General features: G+C 65.5%; 20 protein-coding genes, 1 pseudogene and 1 riboswitch. Of the genes and pseudogenes, 11 read left to right on the top strand and 10 right to left on the bottom strand.

Translation table 11 applies throughout. The features are described 5' to 3' along the window. The 4 genes and pseudogenes from AWB82_RS28610 to arfB form a co-directional block, all read left to right on the top strand. A pseudogene (locus tag AWB82_RS28610) lies at window positions 1-499 on the top strand (exodeoxyribonuclease V subunit gamma); the annotation flags it as partial. Next, window positions 496-4,200, top strand: a complete 3,705-nt coding sequence (gene recB / locus AWB82_RS28605; RefSeq protein ID WP_086972689.1) for an exodeoxyribonuclease V subunit beta — start codon at window positions 496-498, stop codon at window positions 4,198-4,200. The pseudogene AWB82_RS28610 and the gene recB, both read left to right, overlap by 4 nt. Then, window positions 4,197-6,182, top strand: coding sequence for an exodeoxyribonuclease V subunit alpha (gene recD, locus AWB82_RS28600; RefSeq protein WP_086972688.1), 1,986 nt, complete (start codon window positions 4,197-4,199; stop codon window positions 6,180-6,182). The genes recB and recD overlap by 4 nt, the downstream gene beginning before the upstream one ends. Window positions 6,183-6,231: 49 nt before the next feature. Further along, window positions 6,232-6,645 carry an alternative ribosome rescue aminoacyl-tRNA hydrolase ArfB gene (arfB, locus tag AWB82_RS28595; protein WP_086972687.1) on the top strand — a complete coding sequence of 138 codons (414 nt, stop codon included), beginning with the start codon at window positions 6,232-6,234 and terminating at the stop codon, window positions 6,643-6,645. Between the two features lie 23 nt (window positions 6,646-6,668). On the opposite strand, the gene AWB82_RS28590 is transcribed toward arfB, so the two are convergent. From AWB82_RS28590 to thiC, 6 genes are all read right to left on the bottom strand, one after another. Continuing rightward, window positions 6,669-7,601 carry a DMT family transporter gene (locus AWB82_RS28590; RefSeq protein WP_086972686.1) on the bottom strand — a complete coding sequence of 311 codons (933 nt, stop codon included), beginning with the start codon at window positions 7,599-7,601 and terminating at the stop codon, window positions 6,669-6,671. 121 nt (window positions 7,602-7,722) lie between these two features. Beyond that, a complete protein-coding gene (locus AWB82_RS28585; RefSeq protein WP_086972685.1) occupies window positions 7,723-9,324 on the bottom strand; it encodes an L-lactate permease in 1,602 nt (533 codons plus the stop codon). A gap of 257 nt (window positions 9,325-9,581) precedes the next feature. Then, window positions 9,582-9,782: a hypothetical protein gene (locus AWB82_RS37760; protein ID WP_086972684.1), complete on the bottom strand. Its 201-nt coding sequence runs from the start codon at window positions 9,780-9,782 to the stop codon at window positions 9,582-9,584. Between the two features lie 218 nt (window positions 9,783-10,000). Next, window positions 10,001-10,570, bottom strand: a complete 570-nt coding sequence (locus tag AWB82_RS28575) for a hypothetical protein (RefSeq protein WP_086972683.1) — start codon at window positions 10,568-10,570, stop codon at window positions 10,001-10,003. 204 nt (window positions 10,571-10,774) lie between these two features. Next, complete coding sequence (locus AWB82_RS28570) at window positions 10,775-10,954, bottom strand: glycine zipper 2TM domain-containing protein (protein ID WP_374728691.1); 180 nt, start codon at window positions 10,952-10,954, stop codon at window positions 10,775-10,777. A gap of 301 nt (window positions 10,955-11,255) precedes the next feature. Continuing rightward, complete coding sequence (gene thiC / locus AWB82_RS28565) at window positions 11,256-13,187, bottom strand: phosphomethylpyrimidine synthase ThiC (protein WP_086972681.1); 1,932 nt, start codon at window positions 13,185-13,187, stop codon at window positions 11,256-11,258. A gap of 147 nt (window positions 13,188-13,334) precedes the next feature. Continuing rightward, window positions 13,335-13,476, bottom strand: a riboswitch (TPP riboswitch). A gap of 242 nt (window positions 13,477-13,718) precedes the next feature. Here thiC and AWB82_RS28560 point away from each other — a divergent pair. Further along, window positions 13,719-14,660, top strand: coding sequence for an EamA family transporter (locus AWB82_RS28560; RefSeq protein ID WP_086972680.1), 942 nt, complete (start codon window positions 13,719-13,721; stop codon window positions 14,658-14,660). Window positions 14,661-15,005: 345 nt separating this feature from the next. Continuing rightward, complete coding sequence (locus tag AWB82_RS28555) at window positions 15,006-15,788, top strand: DUF4397 domain-containing protein (protein ID WP_086972679.1); 783 nt, start codon at window positions 15,006-15,008, stop codon at window positions 15,786-15,788. A 229-nt stretch (window positions 15,789-16,017) separates the two neighbouring features. On the opposite strand, the gene AWB82_RS28550 is transcribed toward AWB82_RS28555, so the two are convergent. Next, entirely contained in the window at window positions 16,018-16,152 is a 135-nt protein-coding gene (locus AWB82_RS28550) for an entericidin A/B family lipoprotein (RefSeq protein ID WP_016344885.1), read from the bottom strand. Between the two features lie 188 nt (window positions 16,153-16,340). Continuing rightward, window positions 16,341-17,855: a sensor histidine kinase gene (locus AWB82_RS28545; protein ID WP_086972678.1), complete on the bottom strand. Its 1,515-nt coding sequence runs from the start codon at window positions 17,853-17,855 to the stop codon at window positions 16,341-16,343. Between the two features lie 149 nt (window positions 17,856-18,004). On the opposite strand from AWB82_RS28545, the gene AWB82_RS28540 reads away from it, so the two are divergent. The 5 genes from AWB82_RS28540 to AWB82_RS28520 all read left to right on the top strand — a co-directional run bounded on the left by AWB82_RS28540 (window position 18,005) and on the right by AWB82_RS28520 (window position 20,389). Beyond that, window positions 18,005-18,181 carry a DUF1328 domain-containing protein gene (locus tag AWB82_RS28540; protein WP_074171271.1) on the top strand — a complete coding sequence of 59 codons (177 nt, stop codon included), beginning with the start codon at window positions 18,005-18,007 and terminating at the stop codon, window positions 18,179-18,181. Window positions 18,182-18,235: 54 nt separating this feature from the next. Beyond that, complete coding sequence (locus AWB82_RS28535; protein ID WP_008350559.1) at window positions 18,236-18,397, top strand: DUF1328 family protein; 162 nt, start codon at window positions 18,236-18,238, stop codon at window positions 18,395-18,397. Between the two features lie 199 nt (window positions 18,398-18,596). Continuing rightward, window positions 18,597-19,181: a ferritin-like domain-containing protein gene (locus AWB82_RS28530; RefSeq protein ID WP_086972677.1), complete on the top strand. Its 585-nt coding sequence runs from the start codon at window positions 18,597-18,599 to the stop codon at window positions 19,179-19,181. Window positions 19,182-19,277: 96 nt separating this feature from the next. After that, the gene (locus AWB82_RS28525) at window positions 19,278-19,910 is read left to right on the top strand and encodes a response regulator (protein WP_086972676.1); all 633 of its coding nucleotides are present in this window, start codon (window positions 19,278-19,280) and stop codon (window positions 19,908-19,910) included. Between the two features lie 47 nt (window positions 19,911-19,957). After that, on the top strand, window positions 19,958-20,389 hold the full coding sequence (locus tag AWB82_RS28520) for a response regulator (RefSeq protein WP_086972675.1): 432 nt from the start codon (window positions 19,958-19,960) through the stop codon (window positions 20,387-20,389). A gap of 198 nt (window positions 20,390-20,587) precedes the next feature. On the opposite strand, the gene AWB82_RS28515 is transcribed toward AWB82_RS28520, so the two are convergent. Together AWB82_RS28515 and AWB82_RS28510 are read right to left on the bottom strand one after the other, a co-directional pair. Beyond that, a complete protein-coding gene (locus tag AWB82_RS28515) occupies window positions 20,588-21,388 on the bottom strand; it encodes a phosphodiesterase (RefSeq protein WP_086972674.1) in 801 nt (266 codons plus the stop codon). A 35-nt stretch (window positions 21,389-21,423) separates the two neighbouring features. After that, window positions 21,424-21,780 carry a hypothetical protein gene (locus AWB82_RS28510; protein WP_086972673.1) on the bottom strand — a complete coding sequence of 119 codons (357 nt, stop codon included), beginning with the start codon at window positions 21,778-21,780 and terminating at the stop codon, window positions 21,424-21,426. Between the last annotated feature and the right edge of the window lie 88 nt (window positions 21,781-21,868).

Below are 21,868 nucleotides of genomic sequence, written 5' to 3'. Positions count from 1 at the left end.
CTCGCTCGTCGATGTCCGTCCGATGACGCTCGTCGGCACGCTCAATGCGCTCACACCGCAAGGCCAGGTGATCTATCGCTACGACGCGCCGCGCGCGCGGGATTATTTGTCCGCGTGGCTCGCGCATCTCGCGTATTGCGCGGCGCTGCCCGACGGCCCGCGCCGCACGATCTGGCACGGGCGCGGTTCGCCATCGGCGGATTTCGAGTTGCTGCCCGTCGCCGATCCGCTCGCGCAGCTTGCCGCGCTCGCGTCGCTCTATCGCGCGGGACGCCGCATGCCGTTGCGCTTCTTTCCGAAGAGCGCGTGGCTCAAGGTGAAGGAGGGCGATGCCAAAGCGCAGGCCGCGTGGGAATCCGAGCGCACGCGCGCCGAATCCGACGATCCCGTGTTCCGTATCGCATTTCGCGGCGCGGACCTCGCACTCGACGAAGCCTTCGCCGCGCTCGCGCGCATCGTGTTCGAACCGCTCGTGCAGCATCTGCGGAGCGGCGCATGACGAACGTGATTTCATCCGTGGATAACATCGACGTGCGGGAACTCGACGTCTTCTCTTGCGCGCTCGACGGCGTGAACCAGATCGAGGCTTCCGCCGGCACCGGCAAGACCTGGAACATCTGCGCGCTTTACGTGCGGCTGCTGCTCGAAAAGCGCTTGTCCGTCGAGCAGATTCTCGTCGTGACGTTCACGAAGGCGGCGACCGCCGAGTTGCACGAGCGCATCCGCTCGCGGCTCGTGGGCGTCGCGCATGCGATTGAAAACGGCGACGCGGCGGGCGATCCGTTCATCGAGCAGCTTTTCGACACGACGCTCGCCGAGATCGACGCAGACGAAGCCGCGAAGCGCCTGCGCATCGCGGTATCGACCTTCGATCAGGCCGCGATCCACACGATTCACGCGTTTTGCCAGCGCGCGCTGCAGGAAGCGCCCTTCGCGGCCGCGATGCCGTTCGCGTTCGACATGGAAGCCGACGACAGCGCGCTGCGCTTCGAACTTGCCGCGGATTTCTGGCGCGAGCGCGTGGAGCCGGTGGCGGCGCGCACGCCTTCGTTCGCGTCGTGGCTCGTGGCGAAGGGCGCGGGACCGGCATCGCTCGATGCGCAACTCGCGCGGCGTCTGAAAAAGCCGCTGGCGGCGCTGCGTTTCGGCGACATGGATGCCGCCGAAGCCGCCGACATGCAAGCGCTCTTCGACCAAGCCTGCGCGCTGTGGAACGCCGAGCGCGACAGCATCGCGAAGCTGCTCTTCGACGCCGAAGCGATCCTCAACAAGACGACGCACAAGCGCACGATCATCGACGCGGCCATCGACGCGTGGACCGCGTACTTCGCCGACGCGGATTGCCATGCGCCGCCGCCCGAGAAAGCGCTGAAGCTCACCGCGACGGCGCTCGCTAAGGGCACGAAGGCGAAGAACACGCCGCCCGCGCACGTCTTCTTCGATCACGCCGACTCGCTCGCCGCGTCCGCCGTCGCGGCCGAGGCATCGCAGCGCGCGACGTGGCTCGGCATCGTGCGCGAGTGGCTCGATCACGCGCCTGCCGAACTCGCCGCGAGAAAGCGCGCGCGACGCGTCGTGTCGTTCGACGATCTGCTGTCGAACCTGCATCACGCGCTCGTGAAACACGCGTGGCTCGCCGAGGCGTTGCGGGCGCGTTATCCGGCAGCGCTCATCGACGAATTTCAGGACACCGACCCGCTGCAGTTCGCGATTTTCAACCGCGTGTTCGCGCCGCACGGGCCGCTCTTTCTCGTCGGCGATCCGAAGCAGGCGATCTACAGCTTCCGCGCCGCCGATCTGCACACGTATCTCGCCGCCCGCGACGGCGCGAGCGCGCGTTATACGCTCGCGGTCAACCAGCGCTCGACGCCGCCGCTCATCGAGGCGTGCAACCGCGTATTCGGGGCGAATCCGGCGGCGTTCATTCTCGATGGGCTCGACTATCAGCCGGTGCGCGCGGGCACGCGCAAGCGCGGTCCGTTCGTCGACGACACGCCGGCCGCCGCCTATTCCGATATCGCGGATTTTTGCGTCTGGATGTTGCCGCACGGCGAATCGGCGCTGCTCAAGGTCAATGCGCAGCGCGACGCGGCGCAAGCGTGCGCCGCCGAGATCGCGCGGCTGTTGCGCGGTGCGCAGCGCGGCGAAGTGACCATCGGCCACGCGCCGCTTTCGGCGGGCGACATCGCGGTGCTCGTGCAGACGCATCGGCAAGGCAGCCTGGTCAAGCGCGTGCTCGCGGCGTGGGGCATTGGCAGCGTGGAGCTTGCGCAGGCGTCCGTGTTCGGCTCGCTCGACGCCGAGCAGATCGAGCGCGTGCTCGCCGCCATCGACACGCCGGGCGATTTGCGACGTCTGCGCGCCGCGCTCGCGACCGACTGGTTCGGGCTCGACGCCGCCGCGCTCTGGCGGCTCGAACACGCGGACGCCGCCGATCCGCACGGCGAGCCGATCGATTCGACGAGCTGGGTCGAGCGCTTCTCGCGCTATCGCACGATCTGGCACGAGCGCGGTTTCGCGGTGATGTGGCGCACGCTTGCGCGCGAACTGTCGATCGCGACGCGCCTCGTCGCGCGGCCCGATGGCGAGCGCCGGCTCACGAACGTGAATCATCTGGCGGAGTTGCTGCAGGCGCGTTCGGCCGAGCAGCCCGGCATCGCGCCGACGCTGCGCTGGCTCGCCGCGCAACGCGAGCAGCAGGGCGGCGGCGAGGAAGCGCAACTGCGTCTCGAATCGGATCGCAATCTCGTGCAGATCGTGACCGTGCACAAGTCGAAGGGGCTGGAATACGCGGTCGTGTTCTGTCCGTTCCTGAACGACGGCGCGTCGCGCGACGCGTCGAAATCCGGCTTGCCCGATGCACGCGAGTACCACGACGACGCGGGCGTGGCGGTGCTGCATTACGGCATGGAAGGCGACGAAGACGATCACGCGAGCGCGGCCATCGCGCGCGAACAGGCGGCCGAGCGCGCGCGTCTCGTGTATGTCGCGTTGACGCGCGCGGTGTTTCGCTGCTATGTCGTCGCGGGTTTCTATCTGTCGAACCGGTCGACCAAGGAGTCGCGGCGCAGCGTGCTCAACTGGCTTGTCGCCGGCGGCGCGAATGACTTCGATGCGTTCTGCAACGAGCCGCCGGAGGAAGCGGAGATCGTCGCGGCGTGGCATGCGGTTGCGGCGCAGTCCGACGGCGCGATTAGCGTCGCGCCGCTGCCGGTTATCGACGTGCGCGAGCCGCTCGCGGCCGATGCGTCTCACGAACACGACATCGCCGCGCGCACGAATCGGCGCATCTTGCGCGATCGCTGGCGCATGGCGAGCTTCAGTTCGCTGATCGCGGCGGGCGCGCGCGACGAGGCGAATCAGGCGCAGCCGGTGGAAGCGCGTCCGGATCACGACGAACTCGCCGCGCTCGACGACGCCATGCGCACGGATTCCACCGCGCGCGACGAAGCTCCGCTCGATTCCGACGACATTCTCGCGTTCCCGCGTGGCGCGGCGGCGGGCGAGTGCCTGCATCGCATGTATGAGCTTGCGGATTTCACGGAGCCGTCGGGATGGCCGGCGGCCGTCGAGCGCGCGTTGCGCGAGCATCCGACGCCCGCGCCGGAAACACTCGCGCCGCGTCTGCGTCCGATGATGCTGCGTTTGCTCGCCGATACCGTGACGAGCGAAATCGCGCCCGGCATGCGGCTTCAAACCATCGCGCCGGCGCGCCGCATGAACGAACTGGAGTTTCTGTTCTCCGCCGATTCGCTCGATTTCACCGCGTTGCGCCGCGTGCTCGCCGCGCACGGTTTTCCGGACGTCGCGCTGGAGTCGGGCGCGTTGCGCGGATTCATCAAGGGTTTCATCGACATGATCGTCGAGCATGAAGGCCGTTTCTGGATCATCGACTGGAAGTCGAATCATCTGGGCGATGCCGCATCGGACTATGCCGCCGCGCCGCTCGCCGTGGCGATGGCGGAACACGCGTATCACCTCCAGGCGCTCATCTACGTGGTGGCGCTGCATCGATATTTGCGCGCGCGGCTCGCGGGCTATGCGTATGAGACGCATATCGGCGGCTATCTGTATCTGTTCGTGCGCGGCGTGCGTCCCGGCTGGCGCGATGGCGGGCAGCCAAGCGGCGTGCATTCCGGGCGGCCATCGCTGGAACTGGTCGAAGCGCTCGATCGATTGATGTCGGGAGGCGCGGCATGAGCACGCTCAATGTCATGCAGGCGGCGCGCCCCGTGCCCGCGCCCGCCGACGAAAGCGCGGCGCTCGCCGAAGGTTTCGCGCGGCGCATGAGCGCGCTCGCGGCGCGGCTCGGCGCGGGCGAGCACGGCGTACTGTGGGCCGGGCGCGCCGCGAGCGCGATGAGCCGCGCGACCGCGCAAGGCCACGTGTGCCTGCCGCTCGCCGCGCTCGCCCGCCGTCACGACGCGCGTTTTGACGAGGCGCGCGACGCGCTGCTTGCGAGCGGCGTCGCGTGCCTCGTGCGAAGCGGCGCGCGCGCGGAAGCGGCCGACCTGCTGCCGCTCGTCATCGACGAGGACGGGCGGCTCTATCTCGCACGCTACTTCGACTACGAGCGGCGGCTCGCGCGGGCGCTCGTCGAACGCTCGCGCGATGCGCGCATGCCGGTCTCGCAGGCGGACATCGCGCAACAGGCGGCCCGCATCGCGCGCTATTTCGGTCCGCCCGCCGACGACGATATCGACTGGCAGCGCGTCGCCGCGTTCGTCGCGCTGGCGGGACGGCTGACGATCGTGAGCGGCGGCCCGGGCACCGGCAAGACGACGACCGTCGTCGGCGTGCTCGCGTGCCTGCTCGATGCCGATCCGGACCTGCGCATCGCGCTCGCCGCGCCGACCGGCAAGGCCGCGCAGCGCATGCAGGAGGCGCTCATCGAACGCGCGGACAAGTTGCCGTCCGAACTTGCCGCGCGCCTGCCGCGCACGTCGTTCACTTTGCAGCGTCTGCTCGGCGTGCAGTCGGACGGGCGCTTCCGGCATCATCGCGACAATCCCTTGCCGTATGACGTGATCGTCGTCGACGAAGCCTCGATGATCGACGTCGCGCTCGCCGCGCACTTGCTCGAAGCCGTCGCGCCGGCAAGCCGTCTCGTGATGCTCGGCGACAAGGATCAGTTGTCGGCGGTGGAGGCGGGCGCGGTGTTCGCGGAACTGAGCGCGGAGCCGTCGTTCAGCCATGCGGGCGTGGCGCGCGTCGCGGCTGCGCTTTCGGTCGATGCGAAGCGCCTCGAAGCCGCGTTGCCGCATGCACAGACGCGGGCGCAGCAACGCGGACTCTTCGACTCCGAAGGCTACGCCGATCTCTTCGATAGGCTGCCCGGCGACTGGAGCGACATCGGCGAAAGAGCGGAACCCGCGCTCACCGATTGCGTCGTGTGGTTGCAGAAGAACTATCGCTTCGGGCTCGATTCCGACATTGGGCGTCTGTCGATCGCGATCCGGGACGGCGACGAACAGGCCGCGCTCGATGCACTCGATCCGTCCGGCGAGCGCGCGGCCGCGCTGTTCGACGATGGCGACGCGGCGCTGTCCGAACGCACGCTCGCGCGGCTCGCGAAAGGCTTCGCGCCCTACGCCGAAGCGCTTTCGACCGTGCTCGACAGCGCGCAGGCGGATCACGCCCGACTCTTCGATGCGCTCAATCGATTTCGCGTGCTGTGCGCGACGCGCAAGGGGCCGCGCGGCGTCGACGACGTGAACGCGCGCATCGCCGCGAAAGTGCGCGAGCAGGCGGGCATCGCGCTGGCGCTCGGTGCGCAGTGGTTCGCCGGGCGGCCGGTGATCGTCACGCGCAACGACTACGCGCTCGGGCTCTTCAACGGCGATATCGGCATCGCGCTGCCCGGCGCCGACGGCTTGTTGCGCGTCGCGTTCCGCATGGCCGATGGCGCGCTGCGTTATGTGTCGCCCGCCGCGCTACCGCCGCACGACACCGCGTTCGCGCTCACCGTGCACAAGTCGCAAGGCTCGGAGTTCGAGCACGCCGCGCTCGTGTTGCCGGGCGCGTTCGTGCGCGTGCTGTCGCGCGAGCTGGTGTACACGGCGATCACGCGGGCGAAACGAAGGGTCGACGTGATCGGATCGGCGGCGATCTTCGCGCAGGCCGTCAGGGAACCGACGCGGCGCGATTCCGGGCTTGCCGCGCGAATGCGCCGCCTGACATGAACGGAGCGCGCGAAGTGCGTATCAAAAAGGCCGATAAAGGAGCCGACCGATGAGCATCACCGACAGCCTCGCCGTGCCGCCCAATGAAATCGAGCTGACGGCCGTGCGCGCGCAAGGCGCGGGCGGTCAGAACGTCAACAAGGTGTCGAGCGCGATCCATCTGCGTTTCGACATCCGCGCGTCGTCGTTGCCGGAGCACATCAAGGCGCGTTTGCTCGCGCTCGCCGACAGCCGCGTCACGCGCGACGGCGTGATCGTCATCAAGGCGCAGCAGCATCGCACGCAGGACATGAATCGCGCCGCGGCGCTCGCGCGGCTCGACGAGCTGATCCATAGCGTGTCGATCACGCGTCGCAAGCGCATCGCGACCAAGCCGACGCGCGCATCGCAGACGCGCCGCGTCGAAGGCAAGGTGAAGCGCGGCGCGATCAAGGCGGGGCGAGGGCCGGTGCGCGGAGAATAGGCTACTTTTCGATCACGCGACGTTCATCGCGCGAGCTTGCGCCGCCCCGCGAACGGCATGCGTTTCACGACGCCCGTCGCGAGCGCGGTGCCCGCGAGCACGATCGCGCAGCCCGCGATCATGACGAGCGAGACGTGCTCGCCGAGAAAGAGCGCGCCCCACAGAATGCCGAAGAGCGGAATCACGAAAGTGACGGTCATCGCGCGCGCGGGGCCGGCGACCGCGACCAGATGGAAATAGATGAAATACGCGATGCCCGTGCAGGCGATGCCGAGCGCGAGCACCGCGCCCCACGCGTGCGCGGAAACCGGCGCGGACGGCCACGTGAAGATCGCGATCGGCGCGAGCGTGAGCGTCGCGCCAATCATGCTGCCGGCCGCGTTGGTCATCGCGTCGACGTCCATCAGGTACTTTTTCGCGAAGTTGCCCGCGACACCGTAAAGCGCCGATGCCGCGAGCGCCGCGGCCGCCGCGAGCATGCCTTGCACGGGCAGCGCGGCGTCTTGCGCGCCGTGCTCCGGTGCGATCTGGTTCCACACGAGTACGAGCACGCCCGCGAAGCCGATCGCCATGCCGATCGTGCGCGCGGTCGTCAGACGGTCCTTGAGCCAAATGAAGGCGACGAGCGCGCCGAAAAGCGGGGTCGTCGCGTTGATGACCGACGTGGCGCCGGCGGACAGTGTCAGTTCGGCATACGCGAAGAGGCAGAAGGGCGCGGCCGAGTTGAGAATGCCCACCGCGAGCAACGGGAGCCAGCGCGCGCGCAGCGTCGCGAGGGTGGCGGCGAGCGGGCGGCGGGAGAGCAGCATCGCGACCAGGAACACGGCGCCGATGCTCACGCGCAAGGCCATTAGCGGCGCCACGCCGAACTCGGCGACGCCGACGCGGATGAAGAGAAACGACGCGCCCCACAGGGCGGCGAGCACGATCAGTTGCAACAAGTTGGCGGGGGACATGGCGGGCGGACTTCGGGAGGTTCATCGAAAGTCCGCGCATGTTAGCACCGTGTTCACACCAAAATGCGCCCGCCGAACGAAAGCGCAAGAAGCGGGAGAACGGCGGGAGAAAGCCGCGCGGTCAATGCGGCGGGATCATCCACGTCAGCACGTTCTGCTGCAGCCACACGAGCACGCCGAGCAGAATCGTGAGCAGGATCGAATGCTTGAAGGTGCGCGCGAACACGAGCCCTTCCTTGCCTTTCAGTTCGGTCGTCGCGACGCCGGTCGAGATGTTTTGCGGCGAGATCATCTTGCCCATCACGCCGCCCGAGGAATTGGTCGCCGCCATCAGCACGGGATTGAGGTTGAGCTGATTCGCCGCGACCACCTGCAGATTGCCGAAGAGCGCGTTGCCCGACGTGTCGCTGCCGGAGAGAAACACCGCCACCCAGCCGAGGAACGCGGACACGAGCGGGAAGAACGGACCGACCGACGCCACGCCCAGACCCAGCGTGTAGTTCATGCCCGAGTAGTTCATCAGATACGCGAGGCCGACGATCGTCGCCACCGTGAGAATGGCGATGCGCGTTTGCACCCAGGTATCGACGATCGCCGCGCCGTACTCGCGCGCGGGCAGCTTCACGATGAGCGCGGTGATGATCGACGCCACCAGAATCGCCGTGCCGGTCGCGAGCGGCTGGAAGTCCCAGATCGCGCCGTAGGGCTGGTTGTAGAGCGTGATGTAGACGGCCTTGTCGAGGCCCGGCCACGCGACTTTCACGTCGCCGATCAGGAAGATCTTGAGCACCGTCCACACGATCACGACCACCGACACCACGATCCACGGCAGCCAGCCCTGGCCGCCCGGAATCGCCGAACGCTCGGCGCCGATGCGCTCGACGTTGACGGCGAAGCGCTCGTCCGCGACGGGCTTCCATACGCGCAGGAACGCGATCGTGAGAATCAACGAGACGAGCGACGAAAGCACGTCGGTCAGCGCATAGCTGATGTAGTTCGACGTCACGAACTGCGTCAGTGCGAACGCGCCGCCCGAGACGAGCAGCACAGGCCAGATGCGCATCATGTTGCGAAAGCCCGCGTAGATACCGATCACATAGAAGGGCAGGAAGAGCGCGAAGAACGGCAACTGGCGTCCGACCATTTTCGCGAGCGCATCGGTCGGCAGGTGCGTGACGGCGCCGAGCACGGTGATCGGCACGCCGAGCGCGCCGAACGCGACCGGCGCCGTGTTGAAGATCAGCGTGAACGTGAGCGCTTCGAGCGTCGGGAAGCCGAGCAGGATCAGCAGCGAACTCGTGATCGCTATCGGCGTGCCGAAGCCCGAGATTCCTTCGAGCAGCGCGCCGAACGAAAAGCCGATCACCACGAGCACGATGCGCCGGTCGTTCGGCAGGTTATCGACCATCCACTGGCGAAACGCCTCGAAGCGCCCCGAGCGCTGCGCGACGTTGTAGAGCAGGATCGCGGCGAAGACGATCCACATGACGGGCCATAGCGCGAACACGGCCCCGGCCGCGATCGAATCGAGCGCGAGCCCGACCGGAAAATGCCAGCCCGCCACGGCGATGACGAGCGCGAGAACCAGCCCCGCGAGCGACGCCTGCCACGCGGGGCGGCGCGCCCAGCCGAGCAGCACGAGCACGAGGATGATCGGCAGCGCGGCAACGATGAAGGACGCGAACAGGGAATTGGCGATCGGAGTGAGCAGCTGGTGGAACATCGGGTCTCCTTCGATTTGTGGTGAGCCGAAGCGGCGCGAGGCGAAGCCGCGATGCGCGTGGAGTTCGATGTTCGTCAGCAGGCGGCCGCCGGCTTAAGCAACCGCATAACGCGCTCACTAAGAATAGGGCGCGAACGGCGTGCGTCAAGGCGTGAATGCCCGCGCATTGCGGCAGTGGCGTAAGCCCTTGCGCGCGAAGGGACGCGCCGCTTGCGGGCGCGTCGTCGATGCAGACGGAGAAAGGCGGACGAGCTTCTTCAGCCCTCGGCGGCCACGCTCGGCGCGCGGTCGTCGCGGCCGGCCGGTGGCGACTGGCGGAAGACCCACACGGTCAACAGGCCGAGCGAGGCGAGCATCCACAGCAGAAAAAACACAAAGGCCATCATGTCCGATCCCCCGATACGGAAAAATGCGCTGAAGGTGCGCCGATGCCGCGTCGCGAACTTCGTGATGCTCAATCGCGGTTGCGGCTCGATGCAGGGAATCTATGTAGCCAAAATCGTGCCAATCATCTGGCGAATAGTGCCTAAGCCTTGTCGGATAAGGAAAGTGCGCTGCCGCACGGTCGGGCGATTCGCGTTCACATGCCCGTGTCGACGAGAAAGTGTTGCAGCAGTGTTACGCGGCGGCGCGTCAAATCGCTTTTCGTCTCATTTTGCGTATCGCGGCATGACGTTCAATGACCGCGACCGCCGCCACCACCGCCACCGCCATGCCAGTTGTTGCCACCCCCGCCACCACCGTGCCAACCGCCGCCACCATGCCAGCCGCCGCCACCACCATGCCAGCCTCCACCGCCGCCATGCCAGCCGCCGCCGTGGCCCCAGCAGCAACCTCCGCCGCCGCCCCAATAACCGAAGCTGAAAGACACGGCCGGATAGCCGTATCCGTATCCGTAGCCATAATTGGCCGGATAGCCGTAGTACGGATAAGCCGCATACGGCGGGTAATAGGGATAGGGATACGGATACGTCTGGTAGTAGTCGGAATAAGGCGTGCCGACCGCGTACTCGTACTGCGGCGGCAATGTCGCGGACGACGTGGCCGTGGCCGCCGTGCCGGACGCAGGCAACGAAAATTGGCGCTGAGTGTAGGTCGTGCCGACGACCGGCGCGGGCTGATAAGCCGGCGGATAAGGCGGATACGCCGGATACCCGTAAGGGTAGTAGCACCCGCTGAGAAGAAGCCCGGCGGCGAGCGCTGCGGCGGCCATCCGGGGTCCGGGAATGCTGCGGGCGGAAATCATGATGCTGCTCCTTGCGTTACGACTTGCGGGCTTCGGATCGAATGAGATTGGCCCGTTAAGAAGCAGCTTAGTCGAACGGCAGCACAGAGACGCGCGGCGTCATGTCACAAAGCATTACGACGCGCCTTTATGTAACAAGGATGAAACAAGGCGTTGTTTATGGCGGCGAATCGCGTCCATTTCGTCGCTCAAACGCGGCTTCCGCTACTTGCCGACCTGATTGCCGATGACACCGCCGACCGCAGCGCCGCCCAGCGTCGAAAGCGCGCTGCCGCCGATCACCGCGCCGCCCGCCGCGCCCACGCCGGCGCCGATAGCGGTGTCCCGTTGACGCGTGGTCATGTCGCCGCAAGCGGTCAAGCCTCCTAGAAACGCAACGACCATTGCAGCGGCGCCGATCTCTTTGATGTTTTTCATGTCGACTCTCCAGTTCGATGATGAGATGAATCGGCTGCGGTTCGGCCGCCATCCTGAAGGCGCGGCGCGACCGTTTCGGCGTCGACCGAGAAACAAAGTGGCCGTCACGTTTTTTCGCCGGTTCGTTCACTCGCTCAGCAGAAAAGATGCCCGAATCGTCATATGAGCCGTTCGATCAGGTGCGACAAGGCTTTGCGCCCGTTACCACCCAAAAAAACGGCCTGTCGCACGCGTCGTGCGACAGGCCGTTGTCAGCGCGGCAAAAGCATCAAGTCGGCTGATAGATTTCCGAGCCCTTCTTCACGAACTCGATCGCCTTCGTCTCCATGCCCTTGGCGAGCGCCTCGTTTTCGCTCACGCCTTGCTTCGCCGCGAAGTCGCGCACGTCCTGCGTGATCTTCATCGAGCAGAAGTGCGGGCCGCACATCGAGCAGAAATGCGCGACCTTGGCGGAATCCTTCGGCAGCGTTTCGTCGTGGAATTCGCGCGCCTTGTCGGGATCGAGGCCGAGATTGAACTGGTCGTCCCAGCGGAACTCGAAGCGCGCCTTCGAAAGCGCGTTGTCCCGAACCTGCGCGCCCGGATGACCCTTCGCCAGATCGGCCGCGTGCGCCGCCAGTTTGTACGTGATGATGCCTACCTTCACGTCGTCCTTGTTCGGCAGGCCGAGGTGTTCCTTCGGCGTGACGTAACAGAGCATCGCGGTGCCGAACCAGCCGATCATCGCCGCGCCAATTCCCGACGTGATGTGGTCGTAGCCCGGCGCGATGTCCGTCGTGAGCGGCCCGAGCGTATAGAAGGGCGCTTCGTCGCACCAGTCCAGTTGCAGGTCCATGTTCTCCTTGATGAGCTGCATCGGCACGTGGCCGGGGCCTTCGATCATCACCTGCACGTCGTGCTTCCACGCGATCTGCGTAAGCTCGCCGAGCGTCTTCAGTTCGCCGAGTTGCGCTTCGTCGTTGGCGTCGTAGATGGAGCCGGGGCGCAGGCCGTCGCCGAGCGAGAACGAGACATCGTATTGCTTCATGATTTCGCAGATGTCTTCGAAGTGCTCGTAGATGAAGCTCTCTTTGTGATGCGCGAGGCACCACTTCGCCATGATCGAGCCGCCGCGCGACACGATGCCCGTCATGCGGTTCGCCGTCAGCGGCACGTATTGCAGGCGCACGCCCGCGTGGATCGTGAAGTAATCGACGCCTTGCTCGGCCTGCTCGATGAGCGTGTCGCGGAACATTTCCCACGTCAGATCTTCGGCTTTACCGTTGACCTTCTCCAGAGCCTGATAGATCGGCACCGTGCCGATCGGCACCGGCGAATTGCGGATGATCCACTCGCGCGTCTCGTGAATATGCTTGCCGGTCGAGAGATCCATCACCGTGTCGCCGCCCCAGCGGATCGCCCAGGTCATCTTGTCGACTTCCTCGCCGATGGAAGAGCTCACCGCCGAATTGCCGATGTTCGCGTTGATCTTCACGAGGAAGTTGCGGCCGATGATCATCGGCTCGCTTTCCGGGTGATTGATGTTCGCGGGGATGATCGCGCGGCCGCGCGCCACTTCCTCGCGCACGAATTCGGGCGTGATTTCCTTCGCCGCGTCACGGCCGAACGCCGCCGCGCCGAAGGCCTGGCCGGGATGCTGGCGGCCCATCATGTTCGCGAGCTTTTCGCCGTTGGGGCCGCTCGTGCGCAGGCTTTCGAGATATTCCGCGCGCCGCTGGTTCTCGCGAATCGCGATGTATTCCATCTCCGGCGTGATGATGCCTTGCCGCGCGTAGTGCATCTGCGAGACGTTCTTGCCGGCGATCGCGCGGCGCGGATGGCGATGCAGGTCGGGGAAGCGCAGTTCGGCCGTTTTCGGATCGGCGGCGCGCTCGCGGCCGAATTCGCTGGACAGACCGGCGAGTTCCTCCGTGTCGCCGCGTTGTTCGATCCACGCGCCGCGCAGCGCGGGCAGACCCGAGCGGATGTCGATTTTCGCTTCCGGATCGGTGTACGGGCCGGACGTGTCGTACACATAAACGGGCGGATTCTTTTCGCCGCCGAAGCCGTCGGGCGTGTCTGATTGCGTGATTTCGCGCATCGGCACACGGATGTCGGGCGTCGAACCGGTCACGTAGACCTTGCGCGAGTTCGGCAGCGGCGCGACGGCGGCGGCGTCGACGACGGCGTTCTCGGACAGGAATTTGGGGTTGGCATTCATGTGCTGTCTCTCCTGTAGGGATGGTTTATTTGCCGCGCTCGACGAACTGCGAACGAACGTCGCCGAGCTCGGCTGATTCAGGAGCTAAACAGGGAAGAACGAGACGGAAAGGTACGGGTTCGGTTGAAGTGGCGTGGATGCTGCATGCCGTAGAACCCGAACGCTTCCCTGCGCTGGCATTATCCAGATCAGGTTCAAAGGGTATTTCTCACCCACGCCACACGAAGCGATTTCGTCGATGAAACCGAGCGAAACCGCGATGTGCAACGCAGGACCCCCGCGTTAGCAGCCGACACGTTACACCGCGGCGTGGCGTCTTGGCAACCATTCGAAAAGTTGTGCGGCCGCGTTGTGCGCTTACTGCATAATGTCGGGCGCCGCGGATTTCCGGGTTTTCCCGGAGTCGCGCGGTTCTCCTTCGCGCCAATCGCACTCTTCAGTTTCGTCATGTCGTTCAGTCTGGTTTCTGCCGCAGCGTGTCTCCCGTTCGTTCCCGCAGTCGTCCGGCGCGCAGCCGTCGCGGAGTGATGCATGTCCGCTCTTCGGCCGCCGCGCCTGCCGTTCAGTTTTCCCGACCGTTTTCCGTTTCGCGCGCCGCGCTCCTTCAAAGGGCAGGTCGCGCTTGCGCTCACGGTCGTTTATCTCGTTTGGGGATCGACCTATCTCGGGATCCATCTCGCGCTCGATTCGTTTCCGCCGCTCATGCTCGGCGGTTTGCGCAATCTGTTCGCCGGCATCGGGGTATTCGCGATCGCGGTGCATCGCAAGGCGGCGTGGCCCAGCGCGCGCGAAGTGCGCAATGCGGCGATCGTCGGCACGTTGCTGGAAGGCCTGTCGAGCGGAATGATGGCCTACGGCATGCGCACGGTGGGAACCGGCACGGCCGCCGTGATGGTCGCCACGGTGCCGCTCTTCGCGACCATCTTTACCGCGCTTAGTGGCCGTAGCGTCGCGAAGGGCGAGTGGCTGGCGGTGGCGCTCGGATTGGTCGGAATCGTATTGCTGAATCACGGCGATCCTTCGCCGAGTTCCACGGTCGGCACGCTGGCGATTCTGTGCGCCGCGATCTTTTGGGCGGGCGGCGCGCATCTGGCGACGCGCCTGCCGCAGCCTTCCGATCTGCTGATGTCGACGGCGCTGCAAATCGGGCTGGGCGGATTGATCGCGACGGCCATCGCGCTCGCGTCGGGTGAGCGGCTCGCGCATGTCGGCGTCGGCGCGGGATTTTCGTTTCTGTATCTCGTCGTGATCGGCTCGATGGCCGCGTATATCGCGTACAACTTCCTGATCCGCAATACGAGCACGATTGTCGCGACGAGTTGTCTCTATGTGAATCCGCTCGTCGCGGTGATGCTCGGCGCCGCGCTGCTCGGCGAAATCGTCACGCGGTGGACCGTCATCGCGACGGTCGTGATTCTGTTGTCCGTCGGGCTTTCCTTCTGGTTCGATCAGCAGCGGCGCGGGCGACTCTGAACGTTCCTTCCTTGTAAAACCACTTCGCGTTTGGCCGCTATGTTGCATCGATTGATGCAGCTTGGCGAATGCGTTCCTCCGCTCCAGAGCATTTCCTCTAACGAATTCGAAACCCTTGCTGCATAAGGCTCACCGGCCGGCGCACGGCTTTGCCGCACCGTCTCGGGGCATGCTCATTGCTGAACGCAGACGCCACTTCGGCGGCGCTCCGGCGCCGGTCGATCTGGCAAGAGGGAAACCCGAATCGGGGCCGGCGAGCGAGTGCGCAAAGTCCTGCGGACGCCTGATCGTCCGGACCCGGATGACGATGTGGTCGATCAAATCAAAACAAGGAAAGGTGGAACCATGAAGCTCATCCGCACCGCTGCCGCGCTTGCCGCTGTCGCCGCTTTGCTCTCCGCTTGCGGCGGAAGTTCCGACGACGTCGGCAAGGAAATCGGCGTCACTCAGCCGCAGGTTCATTTCGTTCACGCGATTCCGAGCGGCCCGAACGTCGACTTCTACGACAACGCCAAGATCCTGCAGCCGAATCTCGCCTACAAGGCAGTGACGAACTTCGCGAACATCGACACGGGCCAGCACAACTTCTCCTATGCGGCCGTCAACACGACGACCCAGCTCGCCACCGATACGAGCATCACGAACGCGGCGAAAGGGCACGAATACACGGTGATTGCGCTGCCGGACGCGGGCTTCCTGCCGTCGATCGCGGTGATCGACGACCCGTTCGACAAGGGCCTGCTATCGAGCAGCGCGCGGGTGCGGGCGTTCAACGCGTCGACGAATGCGCCGAACCTCGACATCTATCTCGTCGCACCGGGCACGAACATCTCGACCGTCAGCCCGACGATGGCAGGCGTCGCCTACAAGAACGCCGTGCCCGCGACGACGCAGGATTCGATCTACGTGTCGGGCGGGACGTATCAGTTGATCGTGACGCTGCCCGGCTCGAAGACGACGGTCTATACGTCGGCCTCGTTCGATCTCGGCAACAACGCGGACTGGCTCGTGACGACGCTGCCTTCGGGGAATGCGGTCACGCAACTGGTGCCGGAGAAGATTCGCGTGCTGGTCGCGCAGGGCGGCAACACGCAGCAGCCGGCGATCGAACTGCCCGACACGCAATGACGTAACGACGCGTTCCGCAACGCGAGGCCCGGCCGAACGAATCGACCGGGCCTTTTTTCGCATGTCGCGCAAATGTCGCGCAAATGTCGCGCAATCGGCGACGACATAAAAAAATTCCCGCCACGCGAAACGTGGCGGGAAGACAGGGCACTGCATCAACGCTATGGAACGTCTGAGCGGGAACGCCGCGATCATGCCGCGATCACGCGGCGCCTTCGCGCGTTACTTGTTACTTGTGCTCCTCCGCCGAGTTCGAGATGGCCTGGCCGCCCTTCGAGATGTCCTGGCCGGCTCCCGAAACAGTGTTGCAACCTGCGAGAGCCGCGGTGCCGGCGATGAGAAGTAGAGCGATGAGTCGAGTCATGTGGATTCCCCTTGGAGTTGAAATGCGTGACAGGAATTGGGTTCGCGCATCAGTGTCTGGTTGACGGACATCTGACTGACATCTCGCCTTACCGGTGTAATCAATCATAAAAAAGCGGCGTTCCGCAGGCTGTAGGCATGCATGCGATTTTCGTGTCGGCGGCGTCCGCATTTCGTGTCGGCATCGTCCTACGCGGACGGCTCTGCGATGGGCGCATCGGCGCTGCGTTCGCGCGGCATCGACACGCTGATCGCCGTGCCGCGCGGCGCGGCGCGTTCGATCTCGAAGCGCCCGCCGCGCGCCGAGACGCGCTGGCGCATGCCGACGAGCCCGTGCGTCTGCGTGCGCTTCAAATCCTGCGGACGAATGCCGATGCCGTCGTCGGTGATCGAGAGCGACACGTTCGCTTCATCGATCGTCAACGCCACGCGGATGCGGCTCGCGCGCGCATATTTCGCCGCGTTCGTGAGCGTCTCCTGCGCGACGCGGAAAAGCGCGATCTCGACCGCCTCGCCGAGCTTCATGTCCTCGCCCGGCAGATCGAATTCGACGCTCCAGCCATTGCGTTGCGCGGCTTCATCGACGAGCGATCGCAGCGCCGTGACGAGACCGAAGTTGGCGAGCACGGTCGGGCGCATGTCCTCGATGATGCGGCGCTTCAACGCGATGCCCTGATCCAGATTGCCGAGCGCGCGCGCGAGTTTTTCGGCCATCGCGGGCTCGCTGTCCTTCAGCTTGCCGCGCACCCAAGCGACATCCATCTTGCTCGCGGTGAGGATCGAGCCGAGTTCGTCGTGCAGCTCGCGCGCAAGCTCCGTCTTCTCGTTTTCGCTGACGGACTGCAAATGCCACGCGAGCGCTTCGAGCTGACGCGTGCGCGCGAACACGAGGTTGTCGAGCTCTTCCTGTTGCGTGATGAGCGCCTTCTGCACGCGCGCCTGCTTGTCGAGCTGAATGCCGAGATTGCGAAAGAGCAGGATGAACAACACGATGTTGAGCGCGCACAAGGCGGCGACGCAAAGCGTCGAAATGCGCTGATCGGCGCGACTCGCGTCGAGCGCGTGTTGCGCGCGCTGCTCTTCGTTCAGGCGTAAAAGCGCGAGCGCCGCATCGAGCGTCGCGCTCGTGTCGGGCGGCAGCGCGAGCGTGCGGTTGCGCGCGGCGGCGTCGCTGGGCGGATTCGTGAGGCGCGCCGTGCCTTGCGCGATTGCAGCGTCGGCGGCGGCGCGGATTTGCGCGAAGCTCGCGAGCGCGGTGTCGTCGCCGATGCGCCGGTAATACGCATCGAGCCACGCCAGCGTGCGCCGCACGCGCGCGGTCGCGTCCCGGAAATGCGACTGATACGCGCCGTCAGCTTTTAGCGCGAAGCCGCGTTCGTCGGCGGTGAGGCTGGCGATATCGGCGGCGAGCATCGAGAGTTGCGTGGTCGCGCCTTTCGCTTCGAGCGCCGTCTCGTATTCCGACGCGATGCGCATGCGCCCCGATTCCAGAATGATGAGTCCGCCTACCGTGATGACGATCGCGACCGTCATCGCGACCGCCCAGCTATAGCGGCGCATCCACTCGTTCAGGCGCGTTGCCCGGCGCGCGATGCCCGTCGGCGCGGGCTGCACCGGCGGCTTAATGGCGGGTTCGTCGACCGCGAAGGGCGGCGTGTTGTCGGGCAGGATCGGCGGCATCGCGGCGCGCGGTACGTGGCTCATGGGGTCGGTCGTTCGGCGTTTCGTTTCGAGCAGCCGAATTGAAAGCAAGTGTCGGTGGATTCCCACAGCAAAAAAGGAGCCTGCCCTAATGCGCGCCGCCAAATGCATGGCTACGATGGTTCAGTCATTCATTCTTACGGGGAACGATCATGCTGAAGTGGGCATTGTTTTTCGCGATCGTGGCCGTGATCGCGGGCGTGCTGGGTTTCACCGGCGTCGCCGCCGGAGCCGCAGCCATCGCCAAGTTTTTGTTCGTGCTGTTCTTGATTCTGTGCGTCGTGTTCCTGGTGCTCGGCTTCGTCATCACGAAAAAAGCCATCGATTAGCGTCGCTTGGCGGGCATCGTCGAACCGTTCTCAAACATTCATAAAGGAGCGCACATGCTTCACTACGCAGCCGTCTTCTTCGTCATCGCCCTCATCGCGGCCGTGTTCGGTTTCACGGGCATCGCGGCCGGCGCGGCGGAAATCGCGAAGATTCTTTTCTTCATTTTTCTCGTCGTGTTCGTGGTCACTTTGCTGCTCGGCGTGTTCCGAACGTGACGCCCGGAAAGGCTCAAACCATGAGCCAGCAAGCCGCGCGCGGGTTTCAGCAACTTCGCGCGGTTATCCGGAGAGACCAGGCATGGAGCGTGCATCGCGTTGTCTGATTGGATAGCAGCGCGCTATGCCAAACCGATGCACCCAAGCGCCTGCTACAGCGAAAAACATCATTTCATCCGTTCACAGAGGAGCGAACCAAATGTCCAAATCGTCTGCTGTAAAAGCCGCGCCGGGCCAACCGGGCCAATCCACGGACGCCTTCGTTCTGGACGTCGAGAAAATCCGCGCCGACGCCCGGCAGCACATGGACGAAGGCGCGGTGACGACCGGCTACGGCGCCGATCGCGAGACCGTGCTGAAGCTGCTCAACGACTCGCTTGCGACAGAAATCGTCTGCACGCTGCGCTACAAGCGCCACTACTTCATGGCGAAGGGGATTCACTCGGAAGCCGTCGCGCAGGAGTTTCTTGAGCACGCGAACGAGGAACAGGAGCACGCCGACACGCTCGCCGAGCGCATCGTGCAACTGGGCGGCGCGCCGAATTTCGCGCCCGATGGTCTCTCGTCGCGCTCGCACTCGGAGTACAGCGAAGGCAAGGATCTGATCGACATGATCCGCGAGAACCTGATCGCGGAGCGCATCGCCATCGACACGTATCGCGAGATCATTCGCTATCTCGGCGACAAGGACGTCACGACGCGCCGCATCTTCGAAGACATTCTGGCCGTCGAGGAAGAGCACGCGGACGACATGGCGGACCTGCTGGAAGGCCGCGACGGATGATGACGAGGTGGCCGGGGACGCGTCGCGCGCGTCCGGCGCACGCGTAAAATGGCCGATCCACTACTACAAGAACCGCCGGCCGCGCGGACCACGCGAATGATTCGAGTATTGATAGCCGACGACCATGCCATCGTGCGCAGCGGGTTCAGGCAGTTCGTCGCGGACGAGCCCGACATGGAAGTCGCGGCCGAAGCCGCCACCGGCGACGAGGCCATCGCGCTTGTGCGCGCACAGGCGTTCGAGGTCGTGTTGCTCGACATCGCGATGCCCGACAAGAACGGCATCGACACCTTGCGCGTGATCAAGCAGATCCGTCCGGAGCAGGGCGTGCTGATGCTCTCGGGCTTTCCGGAGAGCCAGTACGCGATCAACTTGCTGAAGGCGGGCGCGAACGGCTATCTGAACAAGGACACCGCGCCCGACGAGCTGGTGCGCGCGATCCGCACGGTGGCGCGCGGGCATCGCTATTTGTCGGAGTTCATCGCGGATGCGCTCGCCGATAAACTCGACAAGCCCGCCGCCGAGCGCCCGCACGAACTGCTGTCGAAGCGCGAGTTTCAGATTTTCTGCAAGCTCGCGGGCGGCCAGCTTCCGACGGAGATCGCGCAGGAACTGCATTTGTCGGTGAAGACGGTGAGCACGTATCGCGCGCGCGTGCTCGAAAAAATGCGGCTTTCCAGTAACGCCGACCTCACGTATTACGCGATCAAGAACGGCCTGATCGAGTAGCGGCGCATCGTTCGGAATTCGCGAAAGCACTGCCGGAGGCGCCCGCCGTGGGCAATCACATCACCACTGACGACCGAATCGAGCAGCCGGGCGCGCGGCGGATACCGCTCGCGGTGTTGCTGATCGAGGACTCGCCGCTCATCCGCCGCAGCCTGACCGAAGCGATCGAAGCGCTCGGGCCTTGGCGCGTGACCGCGTTCGCCGATACGCCCGACGACGCCATCGCGCTCTTGTCGACGCAGACGTTCGACGCCGTGATCGTCGATCTGCAACTGAAGCGCGGCTCGGGCATCGACGTGCTCGCGTGGCTCCAGGAATGCGGCGCGCCGCGCGCGTTCGTCGCGGTGCTCACGAATCACGCGTTGCCTACATATCGCGAGCGTTGCTTGCAGTACGGCGTGCGTCACTTCTTCGACAAATCGCTCGAATTCGACCGCGTGCTCGACGCTTTGCACGACTACGCGCGCGCGCGGCCCTGAGGCGCTATCGCCGCTCGCGCCCGCGCCAGTGGCTGAACGCCGCGAGACTTGTCGCGGTGAGACGGGCGCGACAGACGCCGCTCCAGCCCAGCGGATGGCGCTCCGGAGGATTCGATCGCGGCGAAGTGGACATGAACCGAAGGCGATGAAGATCAGCCGCCGATCATACTGAAGACGCGCACTCGGCGCAGAGCGCTCTTAGAAAGGCTGCGGCCCGCCGCCCTGTTCGACGCTCATGCAATGTGTGACGAGGCCGAGGTCGGCGCGCCACAGATGCAGTCCGAATGCCGGCGGCTCCATGACGAAGGCTTCCGGGCCGCCGGGTTGCAATTGCAGCGCGACCTGATGCGCCGTCGAAGGCGCGCACCAGACGACCGTCCCGCCGAAGCGCGCGCTGATCGCACGGTGCACGTGCCCGCACACGATGCGCTCGACGTTCGGATAACGTCGCACGAGCGCGTCGAGCGCGCGGCTGTCGTCGGGCGCGAGGCGGATCTCGTCCATGAAGCCGATGCCGCACGCGATCGGCGGATGATGCATCCCGATCAAAACGGGCCGCTCGCGGCAGGCGTCGAGCTGCGTTTCAAGCCACGCAAGGCGCGTGGCGCACAGTCGGCCCGCGCCGGAGCCGGGATCGAGCGTGTCGAGCGCGATCACGCGGACTTCGCCCACGTCGAACGCGTATTGCAAGAAGCCGTCGTGGCCCGCGAGTTCGGGGCGGTCGCCGAACACCGCGCGCAGATTCGCGCGATCGTCGTGATTGCCGGCGAGCACGCGCCACGGTATCGCGAGACGGTCGAGGAGCGCACGCAGATGCCGATATTCGTCGATACCGCCCGCATCGACGAGATCGCCCGTGATGAGTACGGCGTCGGGACGCGGATCGAGCGCATTGAGGACATCGATCGCGCGGGAGAGATACGCGGCCGTATCGACGCGGCCGTAGGCGAGCGTGCCCGGCGGCTTGATGTGCAAATCGCTGATCTGGGCGAGCAGCATGCGCGTGGATCTCCTCGTCGCGGACGGTGCGGGGCTTACTCGTCGGCTTCGGCGATCGGCGGCTTCGGCGCGAGCTTCGCGGGGACGAGCCACTGGAAGCCGGTCATCGACGTTTCGCTGAAGGTGCATTCGGCGGCGGCCGGCATCGGCAAAGGCTTGGTGGCCGGCGGCTTCGGCGGATACTGGATCGTGGCGTGCACGACGACCCGCGAGCCATGATAACTCGCGCCGGAACCCGTGATTTTCAGCGGCGCGCTCGCGGCGTCGGGATAGTCGGCGCGCACCTTCTCCTTGCAGGCTTCGACGTTCTTGTAATAGGACGTGCAGCCGGCAAGATAAGCGAGCGGCGTCGCGAGCAGGAGGAGCAGCAGGTGACGGGTGCGATGGTTCATCGGTGAATTCGGTCGGTGCCCGATGCGGCGAGGCGCGCCGGGGCGTGATGAGTGTCGGGCGATGCTTTATAACATGCGTGCCGCAGTG

Origin of the sequence: Caballeronia glebae (genome assembly GCF_001545035.1) — a bacterium.
GTDB classification, from domain to species: domain Bacteria; phylum Pseudomonadota; class Gammaproteobacteria; order Burkholderiales; family Burkholderiaceae; genus Caballeronia; species Caballeronia glebae.
The sequence above is the reverse complement of the archived record's forward strand: the minus strand, read 5'-3'. Positions and strand labels throughout refer to the sequence as shown.

Excerpts from the sequence above, each read along its gene's own strand:
- AWB82_RS28590 (WP_086972686.1), bottom strand. The coding sequence starts at position 7,601 with ATGTCCCCCGCCAACTTGTTGCAACTGATCGTGCTCGCCGCCCTGTGG.
- thiC (WP_086972681.1), bottom strand. The coding sequence starts at position 13,187 with ATGAATGCCAACCCCAAATTCCTGTCCGAGAACGCCGTCGTCGACGCC.
- recD (WP_086972688.1), top strand. The coding sequence starts at position 4,197 with ATGAGCACGCTCAATGTCATGCAGGCGGCGCGCCCCGTGCCCGCGCCC.
- AWB82_RS28510 (WP_086972673.1), bottom strand. The coding sequence starts at position 21,780 with ATGAACCATCGCACCCGTCACCTGCTGCTCCTCCTGCTCGCGACGCCG.
- AWB82_RS28525 (WP_086972676.1), top strand. The coding sequence starts at position 19,278 with ATGATTCGAGTATTGATAGCCGACGACCATGCCATCGTGCGCAGCGGG.
- AWB82_RS28570 (WP_374728691.1), bottom strand. The coding sequence starts at position 10,954 with ATGGTCGTTGCGTTTCTAGGAGGCTTGACCGCTTGCGGCGACATGACC.
- AWB82_RS28555 (WP_086972679.1), top strand. The coding sequence starts at position 15,006 with ATGAAGCTCATCCGCACCGCTGCCGCGCTTGCCGCTGTCGCCGCTTTG.
- arfB (WP_086972687.1), top strand. The coding sequence starts at position 6,232 with ATGAGCATCACCGACAGCCTCGCCGTGCCGCCCAATGAAATCGAGCTG.
- AWB82_RS28585 (WP_086972685.1), bottom strand. The coding sequence starts at position 9,324 with ATGTTCCACCAGCTGCTCACTCCGATCGCCAATTCCCTGTTCGCGTCC.
- recB (WP_086972689.1), top strand. The coding sequence starts at position 496 with ATGACGAACGTGATTTCATCCGTGGATAACATCGACGTGCGGGAACTC.
- AWB82_RS28545 (WP_086972678.1), bottom strand. The coding sequence starts at position 17,855 with ATGAGCCACGTACCGCGCGCCGCGATGCCGCCGATCCTGCCCGACAAC.
- AWB82_RS28560 (WP_086972680.1), top strand. The coding sequence starts at position 13,719 with ATGTCCGCTCTTCGGCCGCCGCGCCTGCCGTTCAGTTTTCCCGACCGT.
- AWB82_RS28535 (WP_008350559.1), top strand. The coding sequence starts at position 18,236 with ATGCTTCACTACGCAGCCGTCTTCTTCGTCATCGCCCTCATCGCGGCC.
- AWB82_RS28540 (WP_074171271.1), top strand. The coding sequence starts at position 18,005 with ATGCTGAAGTGGGCATTGTTTTTCGCGATCGTGGCCGTGATCGCGGGC.
- AWB82_RS28550 (WP_016344885.1), bottom strand. The coding sequence starts at position 16,152 with ATGACTCGACTCATCGCTCTACTTCTCATCGCCGGCACCGCGGCTCTC.
- AWB82_RS28575 (WP_086972683.1), bottom strand. The coding sequence starts at position 10,570 with ATGATTTCCGCCCGCAGCATTCCCGGACCCCGGATGGCCGCCGCAGCG.
- AWB82_RS28530 (WP_086972677.1), top strand. The coding sequence starts at position 18,597 with ATGTCCAAATCGTCTGCTGTAAAAGCCGCGCCGGGCCAACCGGGCCAA.
- AWB82_RS28515 (WP_086972674.1), bottom strand. The coding sequence starts at position 21,388 with ATGCTGCTCGCCCAGATCAGCGATTTGCACATCAAGCCGCCGGGCACG.